The following is a 25,938-nucleotide window of genomic DNA, read 5'->3' as shown; positions in this document are numbered from 1 at the left end:
GAGAAGAGTGCTGAGCACGGCCGAGCAGGATACGCGTCTGGACGAGATCGCGTCACTGCTGCTCCATCTCGCGCCCGGCGGCCTGACGTCCATGAAGTTCGCCTATCTCGCGGTGGGCGCCTCCTTCGAGCAGGCCGTCATCCCCGACGGACACGAGCGGACCGAGTCGCTGCTCCCGTTCTCCGGCGTCCTCCCGCTGCTGCGCGAGCTCCGGTCGCGGATGCACGTCGAGGGCGACGGCACCTGGCTGGAGATGAACCTTGAGGTTCACCTGCGGCCCGGCGCGGACGGCGGCGTTCCCCACTGGGAGGTCAGGTTCAAGAGCGTCGACGAGATCACGTCCACGGACGAGATCACTCCGGCGGCCGCGGCCGAGGAGCTGCGGATGTTCCCGCAGGAACCGCACCGCGTCCCCGCTTGGCTGGCGGACCTGGCGGCCGTCCAGGAGGCGGCGGACCGGTTCGCGGCGGACGACTTCGCACCCCAGCGGGAATCCGACCTTGAAGCCGCGCTGCCCGACGGGCAGGGCGGCCTGTTCGAGACGGCACGCGGCCGGCTGCGGGACGTCGTGGCGGCGGAACCGGCCGGCCGGTTCCTGGTCGGCCGCCTCGCGGACGGATGCTGGTCGGTCGTCCACCTGGCGCCCGCGTGGCTCGCCCTGCGCATGGACGGCGGCGAGTGCGCCGAGCGGCGGGCGTTCGCCGACCCGGCGGCCGCCGTGGCGTTCGCGGCCGGCGCCGTGCTCGCCGAGGCCGGCGCGGAGGTGAACTCCTCGGTCCTGCGCGGCGCCGGCGTCCTGAGCGAGACCGCCGACCGCCGGAACGGCGTCGACGCCTGGAGGCTCACGACCCCCGGCGGGAACGGGACCCGGCAGATCCGGCGTTCGATCGGCGCCGAGCGGCCGCGGGGCCCCGCCGCCCGCGGCCGGCGCTATTTCGCGCTGCTGCCCCTCGACAACAGGCCGGGTGGATACTTCATCGTCCATCCCGGCCCAGTTCCCGAGAAGGGCGACTTCGCCAGCACCCACCAGATCTTCGAATGGCATGTCGGGAGCTCGCTCCCCAAGGCGAAAACACCGGAACCAGCCCCGGTGGAGGACGTCGTTCTGGAACCCGGCATGGAATTGGACACCTACGACGGCGAGAACACCGGGACCTTGTTCACCATCGGCACACCGTTCGAAAGGCGCCAACTGCACGGCTATCCCGAGGACACACCGCTCCGCGTCTACCGCGTCCTGCGGCCCCTCCGCGCGACGCCCCTCACCCTGGACGCCCGGACCGTGTACCGCCCCGGGGAGCGGGGCCCGAAGAGGCTGCCCGACGAGCACGGCGCGGCGTACGGCCTCGAATTCTCGATCGGGGACCATCGGGAGTCCGGCGACCTGACCGAGATCAGCGGCCCCGGCGGCGAACCCGTCCCGCCGCGCGACCCGGACGCGGGGGAATAGCCGTGGCCAGGAGAGCACCCGTCCGGCTCGTCCCGCCGGACGTCCCGGCGCAGGAGCCCCGCCCCTACGACGAGGAGCAGCACGCGCGTCTCCTCGACCGCGTGAAGCGGACGCTGACCGATATCGCGCCGCGGGACTGGGCCCGCGTCGACGCCAAGATCCTCATGCTGGCGGACGTTTGCGAAACCGACCTGACCGTCGTGACGAAGAAGGGCGGCAGGCCCTTGGTCGAGCCCGTCCCCGAACTCGTCCGGACGGCCGCGGAAATCCGGTCGGCCATGTACCGGCCGGACGAGGGGACATGGTTCGGAATCCGGTTCATGATGGACGCGCCCGGCACGTTCTGGGCGAGTTTCAACCGGACGTTCGACCCGCTGTGGGACCCGCCCCTCCCGCCCGAGGTCTGGGCCCGCGACCTGGCCGTGTTCCCCCGTGCGGAAGAGGCCGTTCCCGAATGGCTTCGCGGCAGGCTCGCGGCGCCCGCCCCGCACCGTCCGGACCAATAGACTTGCGCGACGAGGAGAGGAGCAGCGACGCGATGAACCAGCCCCCCGCCGAGTTCCCGGTGCCGCCGCAGGAACCGCGGCCCTACGACCGGCAGCGCTACGAGGAACTGACGCAGCAGTTCGGGCTGGCGGTGCTGCAGGTCGCCCCCGCGGGCTGGCGCCGCGTCGACCTGCGGATCCTCATGCTGGTCGGCGTCACCGACCTCCGGCTCTCGGTGATCATGCCGGACGGGGCCTCCCCCGCCGTCGACCCGCCCCGCGAATGCGCGCAGATCGCGGCCGAGCTGCGGTCCATGATGTACCGGCGAGGCGAGGGCACCTGGTTCGGGATGCGGTTCATGATGGACCCGCCGAGCGCCTACTGGGTCAGCTTCAACGCCGACTTCGACCCCCACTGGGACCCGCCCGTCGCGCCCGAGGCATGGGCCCGCGACCTGGCCGTGTTCCCCCGCACGAACGAGCACATCCCCGGCTGGCTGCGCGAGCGGCTCGACCAGACCGCGGGCGCGCACGGCGGATGACGCCAGGCCAGCCCCCCGGACGGACGGAAAGAGGTAAGTCGTGAGCGAGAACGGGCCGCTGAACCCCGTCGAGCAGAACGACCTGCTCCAGCAGATCACCCTGCTGCTGACGCACACCCTGCCCCCCGGGTGGGGTGGCTGCACGGTCGTGCACCGCTCACTCGGGCCGCACACCGAGACCCTGGGGCAGCTCCGCCTCGTCACCGGGCCCGGCCTGCCCAGCCCGTTCGACGTGCCCGCGGCGCTCGGCGAACTGTTCGAGCGGTTGCGCGCCGGAATGTACGCGCCCGGCCTCGGCACCTGGTTCTCCGCCACCTTCACGCTGACGTTCCCGTTCTCCTACGAGGTCCAGTACGACCGCGACGGCGAGCCGCGCTGGCAGGCCCCGCCGCCGCCGGGCGCGGCCGAGGACGACCTCCGCAGGTTCCCGCGCGACGCCGAGCACGTCCCCGCCTGGCTGGGCGCCGCGGCGGCGCCGGGCATGCGCGTCGCCCGCCCCTTCGACGGCACCGCCCCCGACGGGCGGCCCGAGGTGCGGCGGCCCGACGTCCCCGGCGCCGAGCGGGACGCGATGGTCCGCTACCTGGAGCAGGCCCCGATCGTGCTGGCGGCCCGCAGTTACGACAGCGACGCCCTCGACCCCGGCCACGCGCGGAACGTCCCGCTGACCTTCCACACCGACGGCACGTGGATCTGGCCCGGTGCCGTCGGCTACTACCTGCGCGCCCACGGCGTCCCGCCGGAGCCCGAGCTCGCCGCCCACATCCGGGAGGCCGGGTTCGAGGTGCCCGACGTCGCCGACGGCGTCCGCTCCGCCGCGGTCGCGGCCATCACCGGCTCGGAGTCGTCATGAGCAACGTCCCGCCGCCGAGCGGTTCCAGCGGACCGCCGGTGCCCGCCTACCAGCCGCCGGAGGGCTACGCGACCTCGACGCGCACCCCCGTCGTCCACCTCCCGGTGCTGCTGAACGGCCTGCACATCGGCTACCTGTGGGCCGGGACGGACGACCGGTCCGCCGGTTTCGTCCGGCGCAAGGAGTTCCTGGAGCAGGCGTACGAGGCACCGCTCGCCTGGTCGCGCCGCCTGCGCGAGGCCCACGCGGCGGGCCTGCCCGCCCGCGAGGCGATCCGCCAGTGGATCGGCCGCCCCGAAGACCCGCGCGGCGGCGGCGTCCCCGCCGGCGCCCGCGAGGACGTCGCCGACGGCAAGCAGGACCTGCTGCGCCTCGCCGACCCCGACGCCGAGCCCTCCCCGTGGGACTCGCTGCGCCCCGGCGAGCTGCCGGACGGCACCCCGATGGACCGGTCGCAGGGCTGGGGTCCGCTGCACTTCGAGCTGCCGCCCGGCTACGACCTGACCACCGACGGCCCGGTCCGGTACCTGCCGGTCGTCCAGGACGACATCGTCCTCGGCTACCTGTGGGCGGGCGGCGCCGCCGCACTGTTCCTCCCCCGCGCCGACGCGGGCGCCCTCGGCGGCGACGCCATGGGCGCCTGGGTGCTGCGGCTCCGCGAACTCTACGCACAGCACGTCCCCGCGTCAGAGGTCCTCGCCCGCTCCCGCACCCTGCCGGCCGATCCCGCCGCGGGCGCCGTTCCGGCGGACGCGACCGTCCAGGAGGCGCCGAGCCTCCAGCACCTGCGCGACCGCGCGGACGTCTACGAGCAGTCGCTGCGGCCGGCGAACAACCCGGTCCCGGGCGACCCCGAGGTCATGAAACGCCCCGCTCCGGACGCGGCCGAACGCGACGCGGTCCTGCGCTACCTACGCGAGGCCCCGGTCGTGTACGACAGCGGCCGCCTCCTCACCGACGGCTTCGACCCGGCCCGTCCCGCAACCGTCCCCGACACCTACCAGACGGACGGCACCTGGATCTGGCCCGGCGGCATCCCCCACCACCTCGAACACCACGGCGTCCCGCTCGAACCCGACCTGCTCCGGCACATCCGCGGCAACAACGCCCAACTCCCCCCCGAGGACCCCACCGCCCGCGAGCGCGCCAAACGCACCCTCCGCTGGCACCGCATCCTCGTCCCGCCCCCCACCTGAGCGGACGTCCAGCCGGTCAGTCGAAGGGGTCCTTCCCCGCCTGGCGGACCGTGTTGATCAGTACCACCACGCCCGCGCCGAGCCCGAGGCACATCGACACCAGCATCACGGTGCCGGCGACCGCACCGGACCTGTCCAGCGCGAACGTGATCAGGAACAGGCCCATGAAGAAGTTGGAGAAGGCGACGTACTGCAGGCCCTCCAGTTCCGTGCCGCGCTGAACCCGCAGCACGCAGGCCCCGGCCAGAATCAAGCCGAACACGACGAGCCCCGCCCCGACCGCCAACTCAAAATTCTTCATACGTCTCTACTCTGCTAGAACAGATCTTCAATACCGCCCCATATGCCACCACCGGACGAGCCGATCAGCCCCCCGATGGCGGCTCCGGCCCGTCACACCACCGCCCGCGAGCGCGCCAAACGCACGCTCCGCCGGCACCGCATCCTCGTCCCGCGCCCCGGACGGGCGGGCTCAGCCCGCCTTGGCCCGCGCGATCTCCTGCGCCGCCCTCCGCAGACCCGTCTGAATCACCACGTAGGCGACGAAGGAGCAGAGCGCCACGAAGAAGAGCACTGCTACGACAGCCTCCGGCAGGAGACTGAACGGGGCGCACAGGAGCAGGACGACCCCGAGAACGAGCAGGGCGTTCCCCGTGCGGACCCGTTCCCGGCGCGGCAACTCGCCATAGCTCACCTTGCTGCTGCGGGACACCTTGTAATTCCCCACACCTCGACGCGTTCGCACTCCCGAGGCGATACAAGCGAGCCCCAGCAGCACGTACGCCGCGGTGCCGACGATCACAGGCACAACGAAACCCCTTCAGAACCAGTCATCGATTTGATCGACGGCCCACTTTCCTCCGCCCACCACCCCACCGGCGACAAGCCCGATCCCTCCCCCGATAGCGGCACCGGGAACGGCTCCAACCCCGCCGAAGAACGCTCCGATGGCAGCGCCGATTCCGGCCCCGCCTCCGACCCAGCCCACGAAGTCGGTCCAGGGGAAGTCATCGTCGGGCAGCCCGTCATCGAGATCGTCCTCCACGTCTCCGAGCTTGCCCCTGAGGTTCTTCGAGACGTCGTCATCCTTGGAGCGGGCCTTGACCGCGTCCAGCACCGACCAAGACCCCTTCTTCTCTCCCGAATAGAGCGAGACCAGGTGTTTCGCGGCGTCCGACTGCATCTCCCTGGCCTTGTTCTTCGCGTTCTGCAGCATGATGCTCAGGTCCCGCTTCACCTGCGGATCATCGGCCGGCCGGGTGCTCTTGCGCTCGTACTCGAGCTTGCGGTTGTTCGCCGCGATCTGAAGCTCGGCGAGCGCCGAGGCCAGATCATCCAGGATCTTGGCCGCGTCGTCGGTGAACATCGAGAGCTTCCCGGCATCACTCGCGTCGGCGCCCCACGCGTCCTCGAACGTGTTGGCGTCGTCGCCCTTCCAGCCGGCGTCTCCGACCAGCCTCTTGACCGAGCCCTGCATCTGCTCGACGACCTTCTCGCTCGCCGGCGCGTATCCGTAGAGCTTGGTGGCCAGCGCCGCCAGACCGCGGATGTCCACCCCGAGGCTGAAGAGACCTCCCGCCGCCTGCACGCCCGGCGGAATCGGTGCCGCCTCCTTCGGAGCCACTTCCTACCTCCGGGTTTTGCTCGCTCTCATCGCGCGCGCTCGGCGTCCGCTTCAGAACTTGGGTTGGATGTTGTCCGGGTCATCGATCCTGTCCAGCAGGTCGTTCAAGTCATCCTCGGTCTTCCGATACCTGTCGTGCACGTACTTGAGCTTGTCCCCGTGGGCTTGCATGGAGGAGCCGAGCGCATCGTGCATCACCTCGACCGCATTGAGCACGGAAGAGATCGCACTTTCAAGCGACCCTTCGGTCACCTTGGGTACCGCGCCGATGCTCTCGGGAACAATGTCGGCGTACTTCTTGCCGCTGTCCTTGAAGAGGGTCGAGGTTTTGAGGATGTCGGCGTAGACGACCCCGATCTCCTTGCTCATGAGCCCGCCCAGGGCATCGCCGGTGTCCCGGTGAGGCCGGGGTCCAGCCGCGGGTTCAGGGCCACGCCGATGCGCTTCTTGCCCACCAGGTAGAGGAGTTCCAGCAGCGATGCCTCCGACCAGGGCTGGTCGACTCCCAGACACTCCACGAGGCGGTCGGCCGACGTGTACACCGCGATCCCCGCGCTGCCGTCCTCCAGCGCACGCAACTGGTACTCCGGCTTCTCTCCCGGCCCTACCGGACGGGTTGTGGGGACGTAGACGCTGGACAACCCACCCGGTGCCGCCTCGCCGGAACTCACGGGCGGCCGGGAGGCGGCGGCTCCGGCGGACGTCCCCGGCGGTGGAGGGGCCGAACGCGTGGCGGCCAGCCGCTCTGCGGCCTCATCGGCGTCACCGGGAGCGTGCGGAGTGCTCTGGTTCAGCTTGCCGAGCAGAGAAGAGGGAACGTTCGGCTCCACCTCGCCGACCTCCAATCAATCCCGGAACACGATCAGCGCCAGACCCGGCCGGCACGTGCGGCACGATACTTCCCAATCCACCATTCAGTAAAGACCGTCGATATTTTGGAACTGTCCAACGATCTGGACGGCGACCCACATCAACTCCACCTTGACTAGGCAGATATTTTTCAAGGCAGCTGACCTGCGCATTATTACCGGCCAGGCGGAGGACACTGAAGTCCGGCCGTCATGCATCCGATCGGGAGAGAATCAGAGTCCACGGAGCACCCGCTCCGGAACCACCCGGCCTCGCCCCGGACGCACGCTCACTTCCATCCGGCTTGACCGCCGAAGCGCAGGAACCGGCCGCCGGCGCCTGGTTCGCGGCATCCGTGCTGCTCATCGCGCTGACCTTCGCCGTCGCCGCGGTCGTCCCCGGCGCCGTGGTCGCGGTGCTCGCGGCGCTCGCCGTCGTGCTCATGCTGGTCTCGATCGTCGTCTACCTGCATCCGCCCAGGTGGCTGCTGCCCCGATACGTCCGGTGGCTGGACGGGGACGGCCGGCTCACCGAGCGCCCCGCCTGCCTCGACACGTACCGGGATTCGCGGCTGAACAGGATCATGCGCAAGCTCACCCTCGATCCCCGGCAGGAATTCTGAGGCGCCGGGCCGTGAATGTTAACCTCTCGGCGGATGTCGGGATATGAGAATGGGAGCTCGCGTCTTGACCGATGGCTCGCGGCCTGAAGGGTCTCGTCCGGAGTTCGTGGCTTCGGAGCAGGAGCTGGACGGCTCCGCGCGGGTCGTCGAGGACGCGCCCGCCGAGGCGCCGGAGCCTGCCGCGCGGGGCCGGCGGCCCGTTCCCCGGGGGCGGTGGGCGGCGGGCGCCGGTGCGGTGGCTCTGATCGCCGGCGGGATCGGCTGGGGGGTGCACGCGGCCTCCGGTGAGGCCGAGCCCGCCCGGTTCACGTCGATGCCCGAGCCGTGCTCACTGGTCCCCGGGGAGACGCTCGAACGGTACCTGCCGCTCACCGATCCGCCCGTCCCGGACGAGGGCGCGAAGTCGGCGGACGAGCGGTACGTCGGCTGCTCATGGGTGGAGCGCCCAGGTCTGACGGGCGTCCAGGCGTCACGACGGCTGGACGTCTCGGTGCGGCTGCACCTGAAGAACGTGACGCTCGCGGAGGCGGAGTACGACGCCGCGTGGAACGGCGCCCGGACGATGGAGGGGACGTCGAAGGGCGCACCCGGATCCCTGCGCGCCGAGGCCCCCACCCTCATCCGGATCGGCGACCGGGCGTTCGCGCAGTACCTGACGCTGACGGGCCCGCTGGGACGGTCCGGCACGGCCGCGGCCACCGTCCGCCTGCGGAACGCGGTCATCACGGTGCGGTTCCGGGCCACGGCGTCACCAGCCGGTAAGGACGCCTCCCCCAAGACCCGCGAGGCGCCGCCGCTCGACAAGGCGGCGGCCCGCGCCGCCGCCGAAGCCGCCGCCCGGGGCATGACCGCCGCCCTCACGGCCTGCCGGACCTGCCTGAGCCGCTAGCGGACGTCCGTCAGCGGCCGGGAGGCGGGTTGTGCGGCCCGCCGGGCGGGGGGCCCTGCTGCGGTCCGGGCCCCGGCGCCCCGAAGGGCTGCGGCGGCGCCATCGGCCCCGGCACCGCCCCGGACGGCGCGGCGCCCTTCTTCCGGCCGCGCATGAGCAGGAATCCACCGACGCCCACGACGATCAGCACCACCACGACGCCGCCCACGATGAGCACCGGGAAGCCGCCGGAGTCGTCCTCTTCGGCCGCGGCCGGCTTGGTGGCGCCGGCCCCGGTCTTCGCGCCGCCCCCGACCTTGTCCAGCCGCTCGTAGACGGGGTTCGGCGCGGTGGCCGGCACGTCCTGCTTGAGCGCGCGCGGGATGCTGATGACGCCGTACCCGAGCAGTTCGTCCTTGCCCTTCGGGCCGAAGTCCTTCGCCGTCGCGGTGACGCGCTGCACGATCTGACGCGCCGACATCTCCGGGTAGCGGCTGCGGACGAGGGCGATCGCCCCGGAGGCCAGCGCGGACGCCTGGCTCGTGCCCTGCCCCGAGTTGTAGGCGTGGCCCTCCTTGCCGAGATACCCGACATCCGCACCCGGTGCCGCGACGGTGACGTACGGCTGCCGCTGCGTCGACTTCCAGGGCTGGCCGTCATGGCCGAACGCCCCTACGGCGAGGACCCCTGGGCACGACGCGGGATAGTTGGGCTTGTTGCCGATGTCGCCCGAGTTGCCGGCGGAGGCGACGAGCACCACGTCCTTCGCCGCGGCGTACTTGACCGCGTCGAGCAGCTCCGGCGGGCACTGGTTCGGGTAGATGTCGGCGGACTCGCTGCTCTCGGAGATGTTGACGACCTTCGCCCCATGGTCGACGGCGAACCGGACGGCCTTCGCCGTCGTCGGCCCGCTCACCGAGGGGGCCGCGATGGGAAGGATCTTCGCCTCGGGCGCGATGCCCATGAACCCCGTCTTGGTCCCCTGCGAGGCGATGAGGCTGGCCATGCCGGTGCCGTGACCGTGGTTGTAGGAGTCGTTGTCGCGGCGGCCGTCGCCGCCCTTGCCGGTCAGGTCGGTGCCGGGGAGCACCACGGACGTCATGTCGGGCAGTTGCGCGTTGACGCCCGTGTCGATGACGGCGACCGTCACACCCTTGCCCTTGGTGACGGGCCACACTTCCTTCTGGATGCTCCAGGCCTGGAACCACCACTGGTCAGACCTGGGGCCCGGGGCGGCGTGCGCGGGAACGGCGGGTGCCGCCGCCAGCCCGATCGCCGCCGTCGCCGCCGCCGTCCGAAGCAGCCACCGCATCTGTCGCACTCCCTAGTCCGTCGTGCCGGTGCGGGCGGCACGGAGGCCGTTCGGCCGTCCGTCCGCCCGCGTCCGAGAGGTTCAGCCGATCACCGGTGGAGCGGTGTCGTCATCGGCTCCCCACACATCTTCGTCCTCGGTGAGCCAGGTGTTGCGCTCGCGCTCTTCGCCCTTGCCGCCCTGGGCGCCCTGCCCCATCGGCATACCGCCCATGGGCATACCGCGCCCGGCGGCGCCGCCCGCGCCCGCTCCGGGGCCGCTGCCGAGAGCACCACCGGGGCCGCCGGCCGGGCCGCCCGCCGCGTTCGCGCCGCCGAGGCCGCCCGGGTCGGCGCCGAAACCGGCGCCGCCGCCGCTGGGCAGGCCGCCGCCGCCACCGCCGCCGGGCGGCATGCCCGCCAGGTCGGTGCCCGGACCTCCCGCGCCCGAACCGAACGGCGAGGTCCCACCCGAACCGAACGGTGAGGTCCCGCCGGGCGACGGGCTGTACGAGCCCGCGCCATCAGGGCTGAAGGGGCTGTTGCCGCCGGGGGCGAAGGGGTTGCCGCTCCCGGACGGGTTGAAGCTGCCGGCGCCGTCCGACGTCGGAAGCTTCGGGCCGTCGCCGCCGGGGTCGGTCTTGAACCCGCCGGGAGGCGTCCCACCAGGAGGGGTGCCACCGGGAGGCGTGCCGCCCGGAGGGTCGCCGCCAGGAGGAGTGTCGTTGACACCACCGCGCTGGCCGGGCAGATCCTTGGTGATCTTGAGCGGGTGACCGTTGAACGCCTCTTGCATACGCCCGATGAACCTGTTCATCAGATTGCGGGCGTTCTTGTCGTCACCGCCGGTGTGCACATAGCCGTCCGTCATGGTCTCGCCCTGGGTCTTGTACCAGTCGAGGACGTCGTGCTTGTACCAGGAGTAGAGCGTCGCGTTGTTGTGGCTGTCGTCCGAGAGCTTTCCGGCCGTGGTGTAGACCTGGCCCAACTGGTCGAGAGCCTTCTGCGCGTAGTCGCCCTTCCAATGCTTAATGATCTTCTTGGCGAAGTTGTTGGTCAGCTCATCGGTCATCTCGGCCAGGACGTCCGCGGCGTCCTTGTAGGCGGTCGAGGCATCGCCGACCTTGCCGGGGTTCAGGCTCTTCAGCTTCTTCTTGACGTCGTCATGGCTCATGCCATCGGCGTTGTGGGAGCCGAAGGCCATCCCATCCCGGATGGGGTAATGCTCGGTGTTCTTTCCCATCGATCCTCCTCTCGGGCCGACGATCAGCTGAGGTTCGGGGTGCCGCCCGGGTCGGTGGCGTTCACGGTCTTCTGCGTGTTCCCGTGAGCGTTCTCGTACTGGTCCGCCGTCGCCTTGAGGTTCTCGATCACGCCCAGGTAGGCGGTCTCGATGGCGGTGATGTACTCCTGGAAGCCGCTCTTGCTCGCGTTCACGACGTTCACGAACTCTTCGGAGCCCTGGATGTTGCCGAGGTCGGCCTGCGAGATCGACGTGGTGCCGACCTTGTTCAGCTTGCGCTTCCAGATGTCCAGCTTGTACTTCATATCGCCGGCGAGACTCCTGAGCTCCGCCGGATCGACCTCGTACCCCTTCTCGGCCGTGGCCTTCCAATCACCGCGTTCGGGCTGCTGGCCGCGCGGAAGGGCGTTGCTCGGGTCGTCCCACGTTTTGGCGTCGGCGCCCCCGCTGTAATCGAAGTACAGTTCGCGCTGCCGCGACTCCGAGAGGTTGTCCCATTCGTCGCGGGTCATTCCCGTGACGGTCTGGTACTCCGGGATATCCCCGCTCTCGTCCCGACCAGCGGTGCCCACGTGCCTGTCGTGAACGACCTTCGCGAGTTCCGCGTCTGTCAGATAGTAATCACTCATCGCTGACCCCTCCGGCGGATCACATCACCCCGGCACATCTGCGTCGTGCGAGTCCGCGACGGACCCGCACGACGTAGACGGACCTTGCGGGCCTTCCTTCAGCCCGACCAGATGTTCTGGTTGGCCCGCTCGGCACCGCTGTAGTTGCTGTGCGCGTCGCCGATGACGACGCCGAGCTGGTTCAGAACCCTGCCGATGTGGGCGGCGGCGGCGTCCCACTGCCGCTTGGCCTCCCAGTAGGCGGACTGGGCGCCGCCCTCCCACTGGGAGAGGTGCTGCTCCAGGTTCTTCTCAAGGTCGTCGAGCTCGTCGACGAGGGCGCGGTAGGCGAGCGTGAAGTCGGCCTGCGCCTGTTGCATCGCGCCGAAATTGGCCTTGGTGTAGCTGTCACTCACGATCGGAGTCCTTACGGTCGGAGGGATGGCGGGAACGGGTAACGATCAGGTGGCGCCGTTGAGCAGCTGGTTGATCTTGTTCACCGCGTCCTGCTGCTCCTGCTCCGTGCTCTCGTACGTGATCTTGGTGTGCACGAGCTTCTGGTGCATGCCCTCCAGGGCCGTCCGCACCTTGCCCATTTCGGTCTGGAACTCGGTGAAGACCCGGTCGAAGGACACCGCGGCGTTACCGGCCCAGCCGGCCATCAGCTGCGACTTGTGTCCGTCGAGCTGGGTCGAGAGACCCTTGACGATGCCCGCGGAGTCCTCGATGCGCGTGGCGGCCTGCTGCATTGCCGCTCTGTCGGCTGCGGATGTGTTCCCCACAGTGTCACCTCCGTTTTCCGATTTTTGGTCGCGCACCATCGGGAGAGTGGAGGCCGACCGTAACCCGGGCGGCCAGGGAGCAATCCCGATGACACGAAATGTCAGCGATCATAAGCCTTGCGCCCACCTATGTCGACGCAAATGATGATCTAGTGGTTCCTGTGATCTACATTACATTATGCCTTCGATGACGAGACGGGCTGCCGTGCGAGCGCGGGGTCGAGGGCGGGGCCCTGCGGGATCAGGTGGATGACGCTTGACGGCACCGGCGCGGCCTGCTTCGCCTCGTAGCCGAGCTTCTTCGCGACGTCCGCCGAGGGCAGCGCGAACCGCACGCCCTGGTCGTTGACGAGGGACAGCGACCCCGAACCGGCGCCGGAGGTGTCACCGCCGGCCGGCACCAGGCTCATCAGCGCAGCGCCGCCGGGCGGGAGCACCATCTGGTCGATCGTGCCGGACGAGCCCGAGGTGCCGGCTCCGAGCGCGCCCGCCGCCGGCGCCGGCAGCGACCCGCCCATCGTCAGCTGCGCCGTCGACGAGCCGATCGGGAACACCGAGCACAGCGGCGTCGAGGTGTCCCAGGAGACGAACTTCGGCAGCGTCGGCGGCAGGTTGTTGTCCAGCAGCGGCCTGCTGGAGGCGAGCGCCTGCGCGGACGGGACGTCCGTCGGCAGCGGCAGGGCCTGCGCGCCCGGGTAGGCGGCGGCGGTCCGGACGTCGCGCAGCAGCAGCTGCGCCTGCGTCTCGTTGATCTGCGAGAGCCCGTCGGCCAGCATCACGTACCACAGCGCCTGCCCGCCGGCGCCGGTCTCGGCCTTGAACACCTGGCCGACGCGCGCCGTCCCGTTCCGCGGGCCGGTGACCGACTTGCCGCGGTCGGGGACGTCCGGTGAGGCGAAGTTGCCCGCCGCCGGGATCGCGTTCAGCCACGTCGCCGAGACCTCCACGGCGCCGGGACCGCCGGTCAGCGCCGTCACCTGGTTCGCCGGGGTCGTCATCTGCATCCGGTGGTCCTTCCAGACCACCCACGGGACGCCGCCGCTCTGCACGACGATGGCCTCGGTGTCGGCCAGCCGGCGTCCGCCCACCTTCCGGCCCGCGGCGAGCGCGCTGATCTGCCGCTTCACCCCGGTCGGCCCGGCCGCCTCCCGCGTGCACACCGACCAGGGCCCGCGGATGAGCTGCTCCTTGCCGGGCAGCGAGTCGGGCGCGCCGATGATGCCGATCATCGCGCCACGCTCGAAACCGGCCAGCGACTTGCGCGACACGGTGCGCCGCTCCGGCGTGCTGTCGGAGTCGAGGGCAAGCAGCGCGGACGCGTAGTTCGCGACCGGAAACATCTTCCCGCTCTGGGCGTTGTAGATGTACTTGGTGCCGGTCTCCTTCTCGATGATGAGCTGACCGGCCTTGTCCAGGCCCTTGGCGCCGCCCGGGGACAGGATTCCCCAGATGCCGAACACGGCGATGATCAGCAATCCGACCATCACGCCGGAGAAGGCGCCCACCGACAGCCGCCGCATCGGCGACTCGGCCACATCCGGTTCGCCTTGCAGCAGGGCCAGCCCGACCCGCTGCGTCATCAGGCGGTGCGCCTGGTACAGATCCCGCCGGTTCTGCATCAGCGCGTCACCCGGCCAGCCCGCGCACGCGGGAGTAGACGTCCAGCACGGCGAGTGCCAGCGGAATCAGCCCGATCATCACGAACATGTCGAGGATGTCGCCCCACCGGCCCCAGACCGGGGTTGGACGGTGGCCCGGCAGCCACAGCGTCACCGCGACGACGATCCCGGTGAGCACCAGCAGCGGGACGAGCGCCACGGCGAGCGCGACGATCTGGCTGCCGTGCAGCGCCATCCCGATCGTCGTCAGCACCAGGCCGAACAGCCCGATCACGAGCATCCACGAGCGCTGCCCGACGCCGCGGAAGATCCGGGCGCGCAGCAGCAGCGACACCGACATGGCCGTCGCCGTCGCCGGTCCCGCCCAGCCGTCCTCGCCGGACAGGAACAGCATCGCCCCGGCCGCGACGAGCGCGATCGAGGCGATGAGCCCGGTGGAGAACCGGTCGGCGGCGGCGGTGCGGCCGAGCACCTCGCGGCCGTCCACCGTCTCGGTGTCGCGGCGCAGGTCCTCGGCGCTGCCGGGGACGGGCGGCAGCGGCATCCGCGCCAGCTTGAACGACAGCGACGGGACCGCCGCGATGAACATCATCATGACGACCGCGCAGACCGCGGCGATGCCCGCGGCCGGAAGGTCGTCGAACACGAATCCGACGGCGGAGCCGATCACGCCCATGAACGCGGCGAACGCGATGCCGAGGAAGACCGGCAGCCCGTCCGCGATGGCGAACGCGGCGATGATCGCGGCGAGCGCGGTCACCCCGAATCCCGCCAGCAGGTGCGGGGCGCCGAGGTCGAGCAGCTCCAGGTCCTTGCGGGCGGGCGCGGCCAGCCCGGCGATGAACGCGTACGGGAGCGCCGTGTAGCCGAGGATCACGCCCGCGCCCGAGTCGGCGACCGCCCGCGACAGCACCGTCGCCATGATGAGGGTGATGAGCGCGACGATGCCGGCGGCGACGGCCGGGACGATCCACGGCGGCCCGGACAGCGCGATCACGACCGCGCCGACGAGCAGCGCGATCCCGCCCGCGCCGAGGCCGAACGAGCGGGTCGTGGTGGGGCGCCACCGGTCGGTGCGCTCGCGGATCCCGGACGCGATGACGTCGGCGACGTCGTCGAACGACATCTCCGGCAGCTGCGCCATCCGCGGCCGGAAGTAGAGCATCTCCCCGTCCCGGATACCGAGGGCGCTGGTCGTCTGCGCGGCGTCGAACGGGTTGCCGTCGAGACGCTGGAGCACCCAGCCGGAGTGGGCGAGCCCGGCGTCCGCCATGTCCTCGCCCGCCGCGCGCAGCAGCGTGGGGAGCATGTGGGCGAGGGGGACGTCGGCGGGCAGGGACACGTCGATGCGCCGCTTGGGGGCGACGATGGTCACCCTGCACAGTTCGGTCGTGGCAGGCGAGTTCACGGGAGCTCCCGTCCTCCAAGTCAGATCAGGGGCCGGATCCGAGCAACGCGCAGCTTAGGATGTGGCGTCCGCTTACGCTAAAGCAACCTCAAAGATAAACAAGTATCCCCCAACGGGCCGGCCTTCCCCCCGCACCGGCCGCCCCGGTGTCAGAGCTCCGGAGGAACGCCGAGGTGAGCACGATCCTCGTGCGGCGCAGGGAGCGCCGCAAACCCCCGCCCGCCCCCAAGGGCGAACTGCTGCTCGAGTCGCCGCCCGAGATCCCGGAACTGCAGAGCGGCGGCCTGCAGAACGTGCTCACGTACCTGCCGATGGCCGTGATGCCGCTCATGATGGGACTGATGTTCCTGGGCGGCGGCACCCGCAGCCCGATCATGATGGTCAGCAGCGGCGGCATGGCGCTGGCGATGGGCGGCATGATGCTCGGCCAGCTCGGCCGCGGCTCCGGCGAGCGCAAGTTCAAGCTGAACGGGGCGCGCCGCGACTACTTCCGCTACCTGTCGCAGGCCCGCCGCAAGGTGCGCCGCGCCGCCGAGCAGCAGCGCGAGTCGCTGGAGTGGAACAGCCCCGCCCCCGACTCGCTGTGGTCGCTGGTGATGAGCGCCCGGATCTGGGAGCGCCGCCCCAGCGACCCCGACTTCGGCAACGTGCGGATCGGCGCCGGCCCGCAGAAGCTCGCCGTCCAGCTGATCCCGCCGGAGACGCGGCCCGTGGAGGACCTGGAGCCGATGACGGCGGGCGCGCTGCGCCGCTTCGTCCGGGCGCACTCGACGGTGCCGAACCTGCCGGTCTCGGTCTCGCTGGCGTCGTTCGCGCGGATCCTGCCGATGGGCGACCCGGACGCGGCGCGCGGCATGGTCCGCGCGATGATCTCGCAGCTCGCCGCCTTCCACTCGCCCGACGACCTGCGGATCAGCGTGTGCGCGTCGGCCGAGGCGATGCCGCACTGGGACTTCGTCAAGTGGCTGCCGCACGCGATGCACCCGACGGTGTCGGACGCGGCGGGGCCCGTCCGGCTGATGACGGGCAGCCTCGTCGAGCTGGAGCGGATGTTCGGCGCCGAGGTGAAGGACCGACCCCGGTTCACCCCCGGCCTCCAGCAGAGCGACCTGCCGTACCACGTCATCATCGTGGACGGCGGCGCCATCACCCCGGACTCGCAGATCGGCTCGGACGGCATCGAGGGCGTCTGCGTCATCGACCTCACCGGCGCCGTCGCCCCGACCACCGACGGCACGATGCTGCGGCTGCGGGTCGCGCCCGACAAGATGGCGATGCTGCGCCGCGACCGCACCGGCAAGGACGTCCCGAGCCTGCTCGGCAGGCCCGACGCGTTCAGCTACGTGCAGGCCGACGGCCTGGCCCGGCAGCTCGCCCCGCTGCGGGCGAGCGCCGCCACCGGCCCGGAGATGGACGCGCTGGCGGCCGCGACGACGCTGACGACGCTGCTCGGCGTCCCCGACCCGGCCCGGGTCGACCCAGGCCAGGTCTGGCAGCCGCGCGCGCCGCGCAACCGGCTGCGGGTGCCGATCGGCATGGACGCCGAGGGCCGCCCGGTCGAGCTGGACATCAAGGAGGCCGCGCAGGGCGGCTACGGCCCGCACGGCCTGTGCATCGGCGCGACCGGCGCCGGCAAGTCGGAGCTGCTGCGCACGCTGGTGCTCGGCCTCGCGATGACGCACTCGTCGGAGGTGCTGAACTTCGTCCTCGTCGACTTCAAGGGCGGCGCGACGTTCCTCGGCATGGACGGCCTCCAGCACGTCTCGGCAATCATCACGAACCTGGAGGACGAGCTGCCGCTCGTCGACCGCATGTACGACGCGCTGCACGGCGAGATGGTGCGGCGCCAGGAGTGGCTCCGCGCCGCCGGCAACTACGCCTCGCTGCGCGACTACGAGAAGGCCCGCGAGCAGGGCGCGCCGCTCAAGCCGATGCCGACCCTGTTCGTCGTGCTGGACGAGTTCTCCGAGCTGCTGTCGGCCAAGCCCGACTTCGCCGAGCTGTTCGTGATGATCGGGCGGCTCGGGCGTTCGCTGGGCGTCCACCTGCTGCTCGCGTCGCAGCGGCTGGAGGAGGGCAAGCTGCGCGGCCTCGACACCCACCTTTCGTACCGGATCGGCCTGCGGACGTTCTCCGCGGCGGAGTCGCGGGTGGTCCTCGGCGTGCCCGACGCCTACGAGCTGCCGCAGGCGCCCGGCAACGGCTACCTGAAGATCGGCACGGAGACGATGACGCGGTTCCGCGCCGCCTACGTCTCCGGCGCCTACAAGCCGGAGGACGGCCAGCCCCAGCAGGCGCAGGGGGGGCCGCGGCAGGTCGCGCAGATCGTGCCGTTCACCCCGGCGTACATGCGGCCGCAGATGCTGGAGCAGGCGCAGCGGCAGCGCCCGCAGGAGGACGAGGGCCCGCAGATCAGCCTGTTCGACCTCGTCGTCAGGCAGCTCTCCGGGCACGGCCCGCCGCCGCACGAGATCTGGCTGCCGCCGCTGGAGGAGCCGTCCACGCTCGACCAGGTCCTGCCGAACCTGCAGCAGACGCCCGAGTTCGGCTTCAGCACGGCCGGCTGGGACGGGCGGGGCCGGCTGCACGCGTTCGCGGGCATCGTCGACAAGCCGTTCGACCAGCGCCGCGACCCGATGTGGCTGGACCTGTCCGGCGCGGCCGGGCACATCGGCGTGGCGGGCAACCCGCAGGCGGGCAAGTCGACGCTGCTGCGGACGCTGATCACCTCGCTCGCGCTGATGCACACGCCGCAGGAGGTGCAGTTCTACTGCCTCGACTTCGGCGGCGGCGCGCTCGCCGCGCTGGCCGACCTGCCGCACGTCGGCGGCGTCGCCAGCCGGCTGGACCCCGACCGCGTCCGCCGCACGGTGGCGGAGGTGTCGGGGCTGCTGGAGTCGCGGGAGCGGTTCTTCACCGAGCGCGGCATCGACTCGATCGTCACCTACCGGCGGATGCGGGCCGAGGGGCAGATCGCCGGGGACGGCTTCGGCGACGTGTTCCTCGTCGTCGACAACTGGCTGACGGTCCGGCAGGAGTTCGAGGCGGTCGAGGCGACGGTCACCGACCTCGCCGCGCGCGGCCTCGGCTACGGCATCCACGTCATGGCCTCGACGAACAAGTGGTCGGAGTTCCGGCTGACGATCCGCGACCTGCTGACGACGAAGCTGGAGCTGAAGCTCGGCGACCCCTACGAGTCGGAGATGGACCGCAAGATCGCCACGAACGTCCCCGCGGGGCGTCCGGGGCGCGGCATCACCCGCGAGGGCCTGCACTTCCTCGGCGCGCTGCCCCGCATCGACGGAAGTCCGTCGGCGGGCGACCTGGGCGACGGCGTCCGGCAACTGGTGCGGACGATCCAGGCGGGCTGGCAGGGCCGGCCGCCCGCGCCGCCCGTCCGGATGCTCCCGGACGTGCTGCCGCACACCTCGCTGCCCGCGGTGGCCGAGACGGGCAAGCGCATCCCGATCGGCATCGACGAGGACACGCTCTCGCCCGTCATGCTGGACTTCGACAACGACCCGCACTTCGTCGTGCTGGGCGACAACGAGTGCGGCAAGTCCAACCTGCTGCGCCTCATCGTCGAGTCCATCAAGGAGCGGTACACGACCGCGGAGGCGCGGATCGTCATGCTGGACTACCGGCGGGCGCTGCTCGACTCGGCGGAGAGCGAGCACGTCATCGGGTTCGCGGCGTCCTCGACGGCCGCGGCCGGGCTGACGAAGGACGTCAACGGCGCGCTGGTGAACCGGCTCCCCCCGTCCGACCTCACGCCGGAGCAGCTGCGCAACCGGTCCTGGTGGAGCGGGTCGGAGCTGTTCCTCGTGGTGGACGACTACGACCTGGTCGCCACCCCGTCCGGCAACCCGCTGGCACAGCTCGCCGAGCTGCTGCCGCAGGCCCGGGACATCGGCATGCACCTGATCATCTCCCGCACCATGGGCGGGGCGGGCCGGGCCATGTTCGACCCGGTCCTGCAGCGGCTGAAGGACATGGCCAGCCCGGCGCTGATCATGTCCGGCAACAAGGACGAGGGCAACCTGTTCGACGTGCGGCCGAGCCCGCTGCCGCTGGGCCGCGGCACGCACGCCGACCGCCGCATCGGCAAGCGCCTCGTCCAGACGGCCTTCTACAGCCAGGAGCAGTAGCGGGGAACGGGAACGCCCCGGGCCGGTCCGGCCCGGGGCGTTCCCGTTTCCGTTCGCCCGCGCCGCGCGGCGCGGTCAGTCGCGTTCTTCGGCGGGGAGGACCGCGCGTCCCGGCCGCCAGCGGCGCCGGCGGCCGAGCGGGATGATCGCCCCGGCGAACGCGACGGCCAGCGCGACCGCGACGGCGCCGCCCGCGACGGCCAGGGCGATGCCGCGGCTCCGGTGGTCGACGGGCTCCGGCTTGGGGAACCGGACGGCGCCGCCCAGCGGGCGCGCGCCGGCCGCGCCCGGCGTCGCGTTCGGGTCGACGAGGGCCGACACCGCCTGCAGGGGGCTGATCATGCCGTGCCCGCTGCCCCGTCCGTTGCCGCCCTCCGCGGTGATCAGAATCCGGTTGATCACCTGCTGGTAGGTCAGATTCGGCTGGCGGGCGCGCACCAGCGCCGCGACACCGGCGGCGTAGGGGGCGCCGAAACTCGTGCCCTGCAGCCCGCCGGCGTAGCCGTCGCCGAGGGTCGAGATGACGTTCTCGCCGGGGGCCGACACGTCGATGCGGGACTTGATGTTGGAGAACCCGGTGATGGTGCCGGCCTCGTCCACCGCGGCGACCGACAGCACGCCCTGGTAGCTCGCCGGATAGGCGGCGCTCTCCTTGCCGCGCTGCTGCTCGGTGACGTTGCCGGCGGCCGCGACGATCAGCGCGTCGTGCCGCTGCGCGGTCTTGACCGCCGCGCGCAGCGCGGGCGTGTCCGGCGCCGCCGACGACACGTTGATCACCTTGGCGCCGTGCTCGGCGGCCCAGGTGATGGCCTTCGCGAGCAGTGAGTTGTCCACCGTGTTCTCGCCGGAGGCGAACTTGGCGTTCAGCAGCCTGACCTGCGGGGCGACTCCGACGAAGGGGACGTTGCGGCTGCGCATGTCGGTCCCGGCGATGATGCCGGCGACCTCGGTGCCGTGCCCGAGGCAGTCGTCGGGCGTCGTGCCGGACGCGTCGTAGGCGCCGGCCACCTTGCCCTTGAGCTGCGGATGGTCCGTATTGATGCCGCTGTCGACGACGGCGACGGTGACGCCCCGTCCGCGGGTGATCCGCCACGCCTCCTCGAAGTCGAGCCGGCGTTGCGCCCACGGCTCGACGGTGATCGCCGACGCGGGCTGCCCGATCGGCTTGTTGCACTTGGCCGCCGGGGCGCGCTGCGGCTTCGCCGGCTGCCGGCTCGTGGGAGCCGCCTGGGGCAGGGCTCCCGGTGCCGCGGCCACCGCCGGGGCGAACGCCAGAACGGACGTCAAGGCCAGACTCGCGGCGCCCGCCGCGATTCGCCCTTCGCGCATACCTCGTCTCTCCTGACGTGTGCGAACCCCACGACTCTAAGGGATGACGGGCCTGGGCATCACGCCCGCGCGACGACAACCCGGTGCATTATCGTCTAGCGGGTGCATTCCACCGCACCGGTCCCCCCGCCCCCCACCGGACAGGGGCGAAGCGCGCCCGCACGGCGCCGGCTCGTGCCGCTCGCCGTCGCCGCCGTGGTCGGGATCCTCGTGCCGGTGGTCTGGCTGGCGGGCGGGTTCGAGAAGACGCCCGAGCAGCCGGCCAGGAAGGCGGGAGAGGCGCTCGACCTCGGGCTGTTCACCGTGACCGTCCACGACGCGAGGATCGGGATGTCCGACGATCCGTTCGGCAGCGGTCAGAAGCGGTTCCTCATCGTGCGGATGCGGGTGCTCAACAAGGGCAAGGAGACCAAGTCGCTGGGCGGCAGCGGGCTGGCGAAGGGCGTCGTCGCGCTGACCAAGGCCGGCAAGTGGGTCGAGCCCGACCGCATCGAAGGGGTCTCCGGCGGCTCGAACACCGAGGTGGCGCAGCCGGGGCTGCCGGTCGACGCGTCCGCGATGTGGGAGGCGGGCCCGGCGGACTCGCCCGCGAGCCTGACCGTGGGCCTGCGCCAGTGGCGGTACGAGCACGGGTTCACCGATGTCACCTACAACTGGATCATCACGCTCGGCAGCGACGCGCTCGCCGGCCGCCTCACACTGCCGGTGAGTCGGACGTGAACGCGCGGCAGATGCTGCTGCGGGGCGGCGCCGGGCTCGGCGGGACGGTCCTGCTCGCCGGCGCGATGTGGCTGCACTCCGTCCGGCCGGAGGTCAGGGCGGAGGCGCTGGAGCCGATCCGGACGGACGGGACGGTCGGCGAGAAGGTCATGACCCGCGACTTCGGCGTGCGGGTGGAGAAGGTCGACGCGGCGCGGTCGCTGGAGCCGAGCCTCTCGCTCGGCGGCAAGCCCCCGGTCGGGACGGACGGCGTGTTCCTGATCGTCCGGCTCAGCGCGACGGCGGCGCGCGAACCGCTCCAGCTGCGGACGGCGGAGCTGGAGACGCCGGGCGGCTACACGTTCCAGGGCGATCCGCGCACCGTGGACGTCTCGGTCAACCAGCCGACGTACCAGCCGATGATCTGGACGTCCACCAAGCTGCTGTTCGAGTTGCCGAAGGACCGGGTGGAGGGCGCGCATCTCGTCGTCGGCACCGGCGGCCTGCTGCCGCAGCTGTCGGCGGCGGCCGACATCGACCTCGGGCTCACCGAGGGCCGGGCGGCCGGGCTGATCCGGGCCGCGGCCGACCGCTACCAGGTCAGGGCGACGTCATGACGGCCTCCGACACCCGGCCCGACGGGATCCCGCTGCCCGGCCCGCCCGGACGGCCCGGGATGCGTCCCCGCGACCGGCGGATCGTGCAGGCGATCGCGCTCACGTGCGCGATGGCGGCGATGCTCGTCCTGCCGTGGCTGGACGAGACCGAGAACGTCCGGAAGTCCCTGAAACCGCCGGAGAAGGTGACGACCGTCCCCGAAGGCCGGATCGGCGAGCTGGCCGGCGCGCAATGGAAGATCTTCGACCGGCGGACGGCCGCGCCGCTCGGCACCGCCCAGGACGGCGAGACGCGGAGCGACGTCGTCGAGTTGCGGCTGGAGGTCGCCGTCCGCCCCTCGGACGCCGCCAGCGCCAAGGCCGTCGGCTCCTACGGCCTGCGGTACCGGTTCCGCGACGGCGACGGCCGCACATGGTTCGCGAACGGGTTCCGGAGGACCGAGCCGAAGGCGGGTGTCGCGATGCGCGTCACCGTCCGGGGGACGGTGCCCCGCTCCAAGGCGGAGGCGCTGCAACTACAGATCCAGGAGCCGAAGGAGTCACGGAAGCTGGGGGCCCCGCTGGCTTCGCTGCGTTTCGTGCACTGACCCGCGCCATCACCAGGTTGAACGCCGCCGCCAGCAGGCACACCCGCAGGATCTCGAACACGAGGCCCGTCCCGTAGCCGACGGCGGGGAGCCACTGCATCCACCACGTCACCTCGTGCGGGCCGATCAGCTCGTACACCAGCCGGCGGGTCGCGTCCTCCCCCACGTGCAGCCCGGCGAACAGCAGGGCGAACGCGGCGAACGGCATCATCCCGGACCGGCGGACGAGCCGCAGCCCGTACCAGGCGGGCAGCCACATCTCCCGCAACCCTCGGGTGAGCAGCTCGCGGGGACTGTTCGTCCGGTCGATCCCGCCGGCCCGCGCGAGCCGCCGCGCCGCGCGGCCGCCGCCGAGCACGACCCGCTCGTCCGCCGCGTCCAGCCCGAGGATCACGCCGGCGATCACGAGCCAGATCAGCGCGCCGAGGACGGCGTCCTTGAACGTCGGCCACAGGTCGAACGCGGGGCCCGCGACGCCGGTCACCCAGCCCCACACCTCCCGCCCGGTGAACCAGCCGACGCCGAGGCCGCGCAGGTGGTCGATGGTGAAGATGCCGAACAGCGCGAAGTTGATCTCCAGGAAGGCGACGAGCGCGCCGATGGCGCGGGGCAGCCGCGCCTCCAGCCGCCACTCCGCCAGCACCTTCAGCACGAACAGCCCGGCGGTGAGGCCGATCGCGAGGCCGATGTGCTTCTCCAGCGAGAGGAGCATCCCGGCGCCCTCGATCTGCCCTTCGAGGCCGCCCTCGGCGAACCCGCGGCTCGCGGCGGACGACGCGAACTCGCGGGCGTCCTCGCTCTGCAGGCCCCACGCCAGGTAGAAGATGACGAACGGGAGCGCGGCGCGGCCGATCGCGCCGATCACCGGTTCCTCGTTGCCGACCGCCCACGGCGTCAGGTCGCCGTCCGCCTCGCGGGCGTGCACGACGTCCAGGCCCTCCCGGACGCTGTGCACCATCAGCACCGTGACCGTCAGCGTGATCACCACGAGCAGGCCGATCGTGACGATCGGCGCGACGGACACGGCCGTGCCCTTCATCGTCCCGAGCTTGTAGCCCCCGTACATCGCGCCGTAGCGGAGCAGCTCCCCCACCGTGAACCACAGGGACAGCGGCAGGACGAACCGTCCCGCGAGCTTCAGGGCGGCCCACGGGAGGACGAGCGGCGAACGCGCGGACGGCCAGGCCATGGCGCCCGATCGTAAACGATCCGTGGGACGGCCGGCTCGGCAGACCGGAACGCGCGGCGCCACGCCGATCATCGCGGCGGGCGCAGGGTGCGGCCGGTTCCGGCCGCGGGCCGGTTCCGGCCGCGGAGCGGGCGGGCGGTGCGCCCGCCCGCCCGCGGTCCGGCCCGGCCCCCGCGCTCGGGGGACGACATGACGAACCCCGCCGTCCCGGATGGGCGGGACGGCGGGGTTCGGCGGCCGGGCTCGGCTAGATCGCGACCTGGAGGCCGGCGACCTCCCCGGTCTTCGCGGTGACGGTGCTGTCGACGCTCACGCCGCCCGCCGCGAGGACGCGCACGGTCCAGTCGCCGTCGGCGGCGAAGAACCGGAACACGCCCTCGTCGCCCGTGACCACCTCGGCGGTGAACTCGCCGGACGAGTCGAGCAGGCGGGCGTAGGCGCTGGACACCGGGGCGCCGTCACGGGTGACGGTGCCCTGGATGACGGCCTCGTTGGTCAGGTCGACGGTCGCGGGCAAGTGCGCCGTCTGCTCGGGTGCTGCGCAGCCCTGGGTCATAGCTCCTCCAGCTTCGGCAAGTCTGCGGACTTAGGTGCGGACGCGGGCTACTTGGGGGCGCCGAGCTCGATCGGCACGCCGATCAGCGAGCCGTACTCGGTCCAGGAACCGTCGTAGTTCTTCACGTTCTCGATGCCGAGCAGCTCGCGGAGCGCGAACCAGGTGTGCGAGGAGCGCTCACCGATGCGGCAGTAGGCGATGGTGTCCTTGTTCAGGTCGACGCCGGCCTCGGTGTAGAGCGCGCGCAGCTCGTCGTCGGACTTGAACGTGCCGTCGTCGTTGGCCGCCTTGGACCACGGGATGCTGCGCGCGGTCGGGATGTGCCCGGCCCGCTGCGACTGCTCCTGCGGCAGGTGCGCCGGGGCGAGCAGCTTGCCGCTGAACTCGTCGGGCGACCGGACGTCCACGAGGTTCTGCTTGCCGATCGCCTCGACGACCTCGTCGCGGTAGGCGCGGATGGCCAGGTCCTGGTCCTTGGCCTTGTAGTCGGTCGCCGGACGGGACGGGACGTCGGTCACCAGCTCGCGGGAGTCCAGCTCCCACTTCTTGCGGCCGCCGTCGAGCAGCTTCACCTTGTCGTGGCCGTACAGCTTGAAGTACCAGTACGCGTAGGCCGCGAACCAGTTGTTGTTGCCGCCGTAAAGGATCACCAGGTCGTCGTTGGCGATGCCCTTGGCGGACAGCAGCTGCTCGAACCCGGTCTTGTCCACGAAGTCGCGGCGGACCGGGTCCTGCAGCTCGGTCTTCCAGTCGATCTTCACGGCGCCACGGATGTGGCCCTTGTCGTAGGCGGACACGTCCTCGTCGACCTCGACGAGAACCAGGCCGGGCGCGTCCAGGTTGGACTCAACCCAGTCGGTGTCCACCAGGACGTCTGAGCGGCTCATGCGGGAACCTCCCTCTCGGAGCGAACTTTCGCGGTGATACGTCGGAAGAGCAGGTACATCTCGCAGCCGAGGCAGAACCCGAACACCGCGTTCAGGAACGCCGCCGCCAGCGCGAGGGCGGTGGCACCGATGCCGAGCCAGGTGGTCCCCGTCAGATATCCGGCCGTTCCGGCCAGGGCGAACGCGAGGCCGACACCCTGCGCGAAGCGGGGCGGGGCGGCGTCCTCCAGTTCCCTGGGCGGCGCGAGCCGGGGACGGATCAGCACTTTGAACGCCAGACCGTACGGGGCGTACCGGAGGCCGAGGAAGGTCGCGAGAGCGAACACGACGGCCTGAGCGGCGAGCAGTGCCCAGCTTCCGGTCACCAGCACCACGATGAGGACGAACGTCGTGACGGCTGCACCGAAGCGCGGCCCACGCGGATCGACCTGCATCGGGGTGCTCCTGGCGGAGTGGAAGCGTGCGTACGAGCTGGAAATCTACGTGC

28 protein-coding genes are annotated in these 25,938 nt (G+C 71.5%); 11 read left to right on the top strand and 17 right to left on the bottom strand.

What is annotated here, in order from left to right; translation table 11 throughout:
- The first annotated feature begins 7 nt into the window (after positions 1-7).
- From ACA511_RS21555 to ACA511_RS21535, 5 genes are read left to right on the top strand one after another with little or no spacing between them, the layout of a single operon-like run.
- Complete coding sequence (locus ACA511_RS21555; protein WP_375026248.1) at positions 8-1,450, top strand: glycohydrolase toxin TNT-related protein; 1,443 nt, start codon at positions 8-10, stop codon at positions 1,448-1,450.
- A gap of 2 nt (positions 1,451-1,452) precedes the next feature.
- Entirely contained in the window at positions 1,453-1,956 is a 504-nt protein-coding gene (locus ACA511_RS21550) for a hypothetical protein (protein WP_375026247.1), read from the top strand.
- 32 nt (positions 1,957-1,988) lie between these two features.
- Positions 1,989-2,477 carry a hypothetical protein gene (locus tag ACA511_RS21545; protein WP_375026246.1) on the top strand — a complete coding sequence of 163 codons (489 nt, stop codon included), beginning with the start codon at positions 1,989-1,991 and terminating at the stop codon, positions 2,475-2,477.
- A 40-nt stretch (positions 2,478-2,517) separates the two neighbouring features.
- Entirely contained in the window at positions 2,518-3,330 is an 813-nt protein-coding gene (locus tag ACA511_RS21540) for a hypothetical protein (protein ID WP_375026245.1), read from the top strand.
- Complete coding sequence (locus ACA511_RS21535; protein WP_375026244.1) at positions 3,327-4,526, top strand: hypothetical protein; 1,200 nt, start codon at positions 3,327-3,329, stop codon at positions 4,524-4,526. The genes ACA511_RS21540 and ACA511_RS21535 overlap by 4 nt, the downstream gene beginning before the upstream one ends.
- 16 nt (positions 4,527-4,542) lie before the next feature.
- Here the strand turns inward: ACA511_RS21535 and ACA511_RS21530 are convergent, their stop codons facing one another.
- From ACA511_RS21530 to ACA511_RS21510, 5 genes are all read right to left on the bottom strand, one after another.
- Positions 4,543-4,827: a hypothetical protein gene (locus ACA511_RS21530; protein ID WP_375026243.1), complete on the bottom strand. Its 285-nt coding sequence runs from the start codon at positions 4,825-4,827 to the stop codon at positions 4,543-4,545.
- 171 nt (positions 4,828-4,998) lie between these two features.
- On the bottom strand, positions 4,999-5,328 hold the full coding sequence (locus ACA511_RS21525) for a hypothetical protein (RefSeq protein WP_375026242.1): 330 nt from the start codon (positions 5,326-5,328) through the stop codon (positions 4,999-5,001).
- A gap of 18 nt (positions 5,329-5,346) precedes the next feature.
- A complete protein-coding gene (locus tag ACA511_RS21520) occupies positions 5,347-6,150 on the bottom strand; it encodes a hypothetical protein (protein ID WP_375026241.1) in 804 nt (267 codons plus the stop codon).
- A gap of 51 nt (positions 6,151-6,201) precedes the next feature.
- Positions 6,202-6,519: a DUF6317 family protein gene (locus ACA511_RS21515; protein WP_375026240.1), complete on the bottom strand. Its 318-nt coding sequence runs from the start codon at positions 6,517-6,519 to the stop codon at positions 6,202-6,204.
- A complete protein-coding gene (locus tag ACA511_RS21510) occupies positions 6,516-6,980 on the bottom strand; it encodes a hypothetical protein (RefSeq protein WP_375026239.1) in 465 nt (154 codons plus the stop codon). The genes ACA511_RS21515 and ACA511_RS21510 overlap by 4 nt, the downstream gene beginning before the upstream one ends.
- 323 nt (positions 6,981-7,303) lie before the next feature.
- Here ACA511_RS21510 and ACA511_RS21505 point away from each other — a divergent pair, with 323 nt between their 5' ends.
- Together ACA511_RS21505 and ACA511_RS21500 are read left to right on the top strand one after the other, a co-directional pair.
- Positions 7,304-7,621: a hypothetical protein gene (locus ACA511_RS21505; protein WP_375026238.1), complete on the top strand. Its 318-nt coding sequence runs from the start codon at positions 7,304-7,306 to the stop codon at positions 7,619-7,621.
- 106 nt (positions 7,622-7,727) lie between these two features.
- Positions 7,728-8,510, top strand: a complete 783-nt coding sequence (locus ACA511_RS21500; protein WP_375026237.1) for a hypothetical protein — start codon at positions 7,728-7,730, stop codon at positions 8,508-8,510.
- A gap of 10 nt (positions 8,511-8,520) precedes the next feature.
- Here ACA511_RS21500 and mycP read toward each other — a convergent pair whose 3' ends face one another.
- The 7 genes from mycP to eccD form a co-directional block, all read right to left on the bottom strand.
- A complete protein-coding gene (gene mycP / locus ACA511_RS21495) occupies positions 8,521-9,801 on the bottom strand; it encodes a type VII secretion-associated serine protease mycosin (protein ID WP_375026236.1) in 1,281 nt (426 codons plus the stop codon).
- Between the two features lie 81 nt (positions 9,802-9,882).
- The gene (locus ACA511_RS21490) at positions 9,883-11,022 is read right to left on the bottom strand and encodes a hypothetical protein (protein WP_375026235.1); all 1,140 of its coding nucleotides are present in this window, start codon (positions 11,020-11,022) and stop codon (positions 9,883-9,885) included.
- A 23-nt stretch (positions 11,023-11,045) separates the two neighbouring features.
- On the bottom strand, positions 11,046-11,534 hold the full coding sequence (locus ACA511_RS21485) for a hypothetical protein (RefSeq protein WP_375026234.1): 489 nt from the start codon (positions 11,532-11,534) through the stop codon (positions 11,046-11,048).
- Between the two features lie 215 nt (positions 11,535-11,749).
- The gene (locus tag ACA511_RS21480; protein WP_375026233.1) at positions 11,750-12,046 is read right to left on the bottom strand and encodes a WXG100 family type VII secretion target; all 297 of its coding nucleotides are present in this window, start codon (positions 12,044-12,046) and stop codon (positions 11,750-11,752) included.
- Positions 12,047-12,091: 45 nt separating this feature from the next.
- Positions 12,092-12,379 carry a WXG100 family type VII secretion target gene (locus tag ACA511_RS21475; RefSeq protein WP_375026232.1) on the bottom strand — a complete coding sequence of 96 codons (288 nt, stop codon included), beginning with the start codon at positions 12,377-12,379 and terminating at the stop codon, positions 12,092-12,094.
- Positions 12,380-12,588: 209 nt separating this feature from the next.
- Positions 12,589-14,031, bottom strand: a complete 1,443-nt coding sequence (gene eccB / locus ACA511_RS21470) for a type VII secretion protein EccB (protein WP_375026230.1) — start codon at positions 14,029-14,031, stop codon at positions 12,589-12,591.
- A gap of 7 nt (positions 14,032-14,038) precedes the next feature.
- Positions 14,039-15,439, bottom strand: a complete 1,401-nt coding sequence (gene eccD / locus ACA511_RS21465; RefSeq protein ID WP_375026229.1) for a type VII secretion integral membrane protein EccD — start codon at positions 15,437-15,439, stop codon at positions 14,039-14,041.
- 173 nt (positions 15,440-15,612) lie between these two features.
- Between eccD and eccCa the strand changes: the two genes are divergently transcribed.
- Positions 15,613-19,587: a type VII secretion protein EccCa gene (gene eccCa / locus ACA511_RS21460; protein ID WP_375026228.1), complete on the top strand. Its 3,975-nt coding sequence runs from the start codon at positions 15,613-15,615 to the stop codon at positions 19,585-19,587.
- 75 nt (positions 19,588-19,662) lie between these two features.
- Here the strand turns inward: eccCa and ACA511_RS21455 are convergent, their stop codons facing one another.
- Positions 19,663-20,916 (bottom strand): S8 family serine peptidase, encoded by a 1,254-nt coding sequence (locus ACA511_RS21455; RefSeq protein ID WP_375026227.1) that lies wholly within the window; start codon positions 20,914-20,916, stop codon positions 19,663-19,665.
- A gap of 174 nt (positions 20,917-21,090) precedes the next feature.
- Between ACA511_RS21455 and ACA511_RS21450 the strand changes: the two genes are divergently transcribed.
- Genes ACA511_RS21450 through ACA511_RS21440 form a run of 3 tightly spaced genes read left to right on the top strand, consistent with a single transcriptional unit; the run spans position 21,091 to position 22,819 of the window.
- Positions 21,091-21,636, top strand: a complete 546-nt coding sequence (locus ACA511_RS21450; protein WP_375026226.1) for a hypothetical protein — start codon at positions 21,091-21,093, stop codon at positions 21,634-21,636.
- Complete coding sequence (locus tag ACA511_RS21445) at positions 21,633-22,232, top strand: hypothetical protein (RefSeq protein WP_375026225.1); 600 nt, start codon at positions 21,633-21,635, stop codon at positions 22,230-22,232. Before ACA511_RS21450 ends, ACA511_RS21445 begins: the two co-directional genes overlap by 4 nt.
- The gene (locus tag ACA511_RS21440) at positions 22,229-22,819 is read left to right on the top strand and encodes a hypothetical protein (protein WP_375026223.1); all 591 of its coding nucleotides are present in this window, start codon (positions 22,229-22,231) and stop codon (positions 22,817-22,819) included. Before ACA511_RS21445 ends, ACA511_RS21440 begins: the two co-directional genes overlap by 4 nt.
- On the opposite strand, the gene ACA511_RS21435 is transcribed toward ACA511_RS21440, so the two are convergent.
- The 4 genes from ACA511_RS21435 to ACA511_RS21420 form a co-directional block, all read right to left on the bottom strand.
- The gene (locus ACA511_RS21435; RefSeq protein WP_375026221.1) at positions 22,701-24,008 is read right to left on the bottom strand and encodes a hypothetical protein; all 1,308 of its coding nucleotides are present in this window, start codon (positions 24,006-24,008) and stop codon (positions 22,701-22,703) included. The two genes, ACA511_RS21440 and ACA511_RS21435, sit on opposite strands and share 119 nt — an antisense overlap.
- A gap of 247 nt (positions 24,009-24,255) precedes the next feature.
- Positions 24,256-24,564, bottom strand: a complete 309-nt coding sequence (locus ACA511_RS21430; protein ID WP_375026220.1) for a DUF1416 domain-containing protein — start codon at positions 24,562-24,564, stop codon at positions 24,256-24,258.
- Positions 24,565-24,611: 47 nt separating this feature from the next.
- Positions 24,612-25,451: a sulfurtransferase gene (locus ACA511_RS21425; protein WP_375026219.1), complete on the bottom strand. Its 840-nt coding sequence runs from the start codon at positions 25,449-25,451 to the stop codon at positions 24,612-24,614.
- Complete coding sequence (locus ACA511_RS21420; protein WP_375026218.1) at positions 25,448-25,885, bottom strand: DUF4395 domain-containing protein; 438 nt, start codon at positions 25,883-25,885, stop codon at positions 25,448-25,450. Before ACA511_RS21420 ends, ACA511_RS21425 begins: the two co-directional genes overlap by 4 nt.
- Positions 25,886-25,938: the final 53 nt, after the last annotated feature.

The organism is Actinomadura sp. GTD37, assembly GCF_041951365.1.
In the GTDB taxonomy this organism is placed as follows: Bacteria; Actinomycetota; Actinomycetes; order Streptosporangiales; family Streptosporangiaceae; genus Spirillospora.
This window is presented reverse-complemented; position numbering and strand designations above follow the sequence as displayed.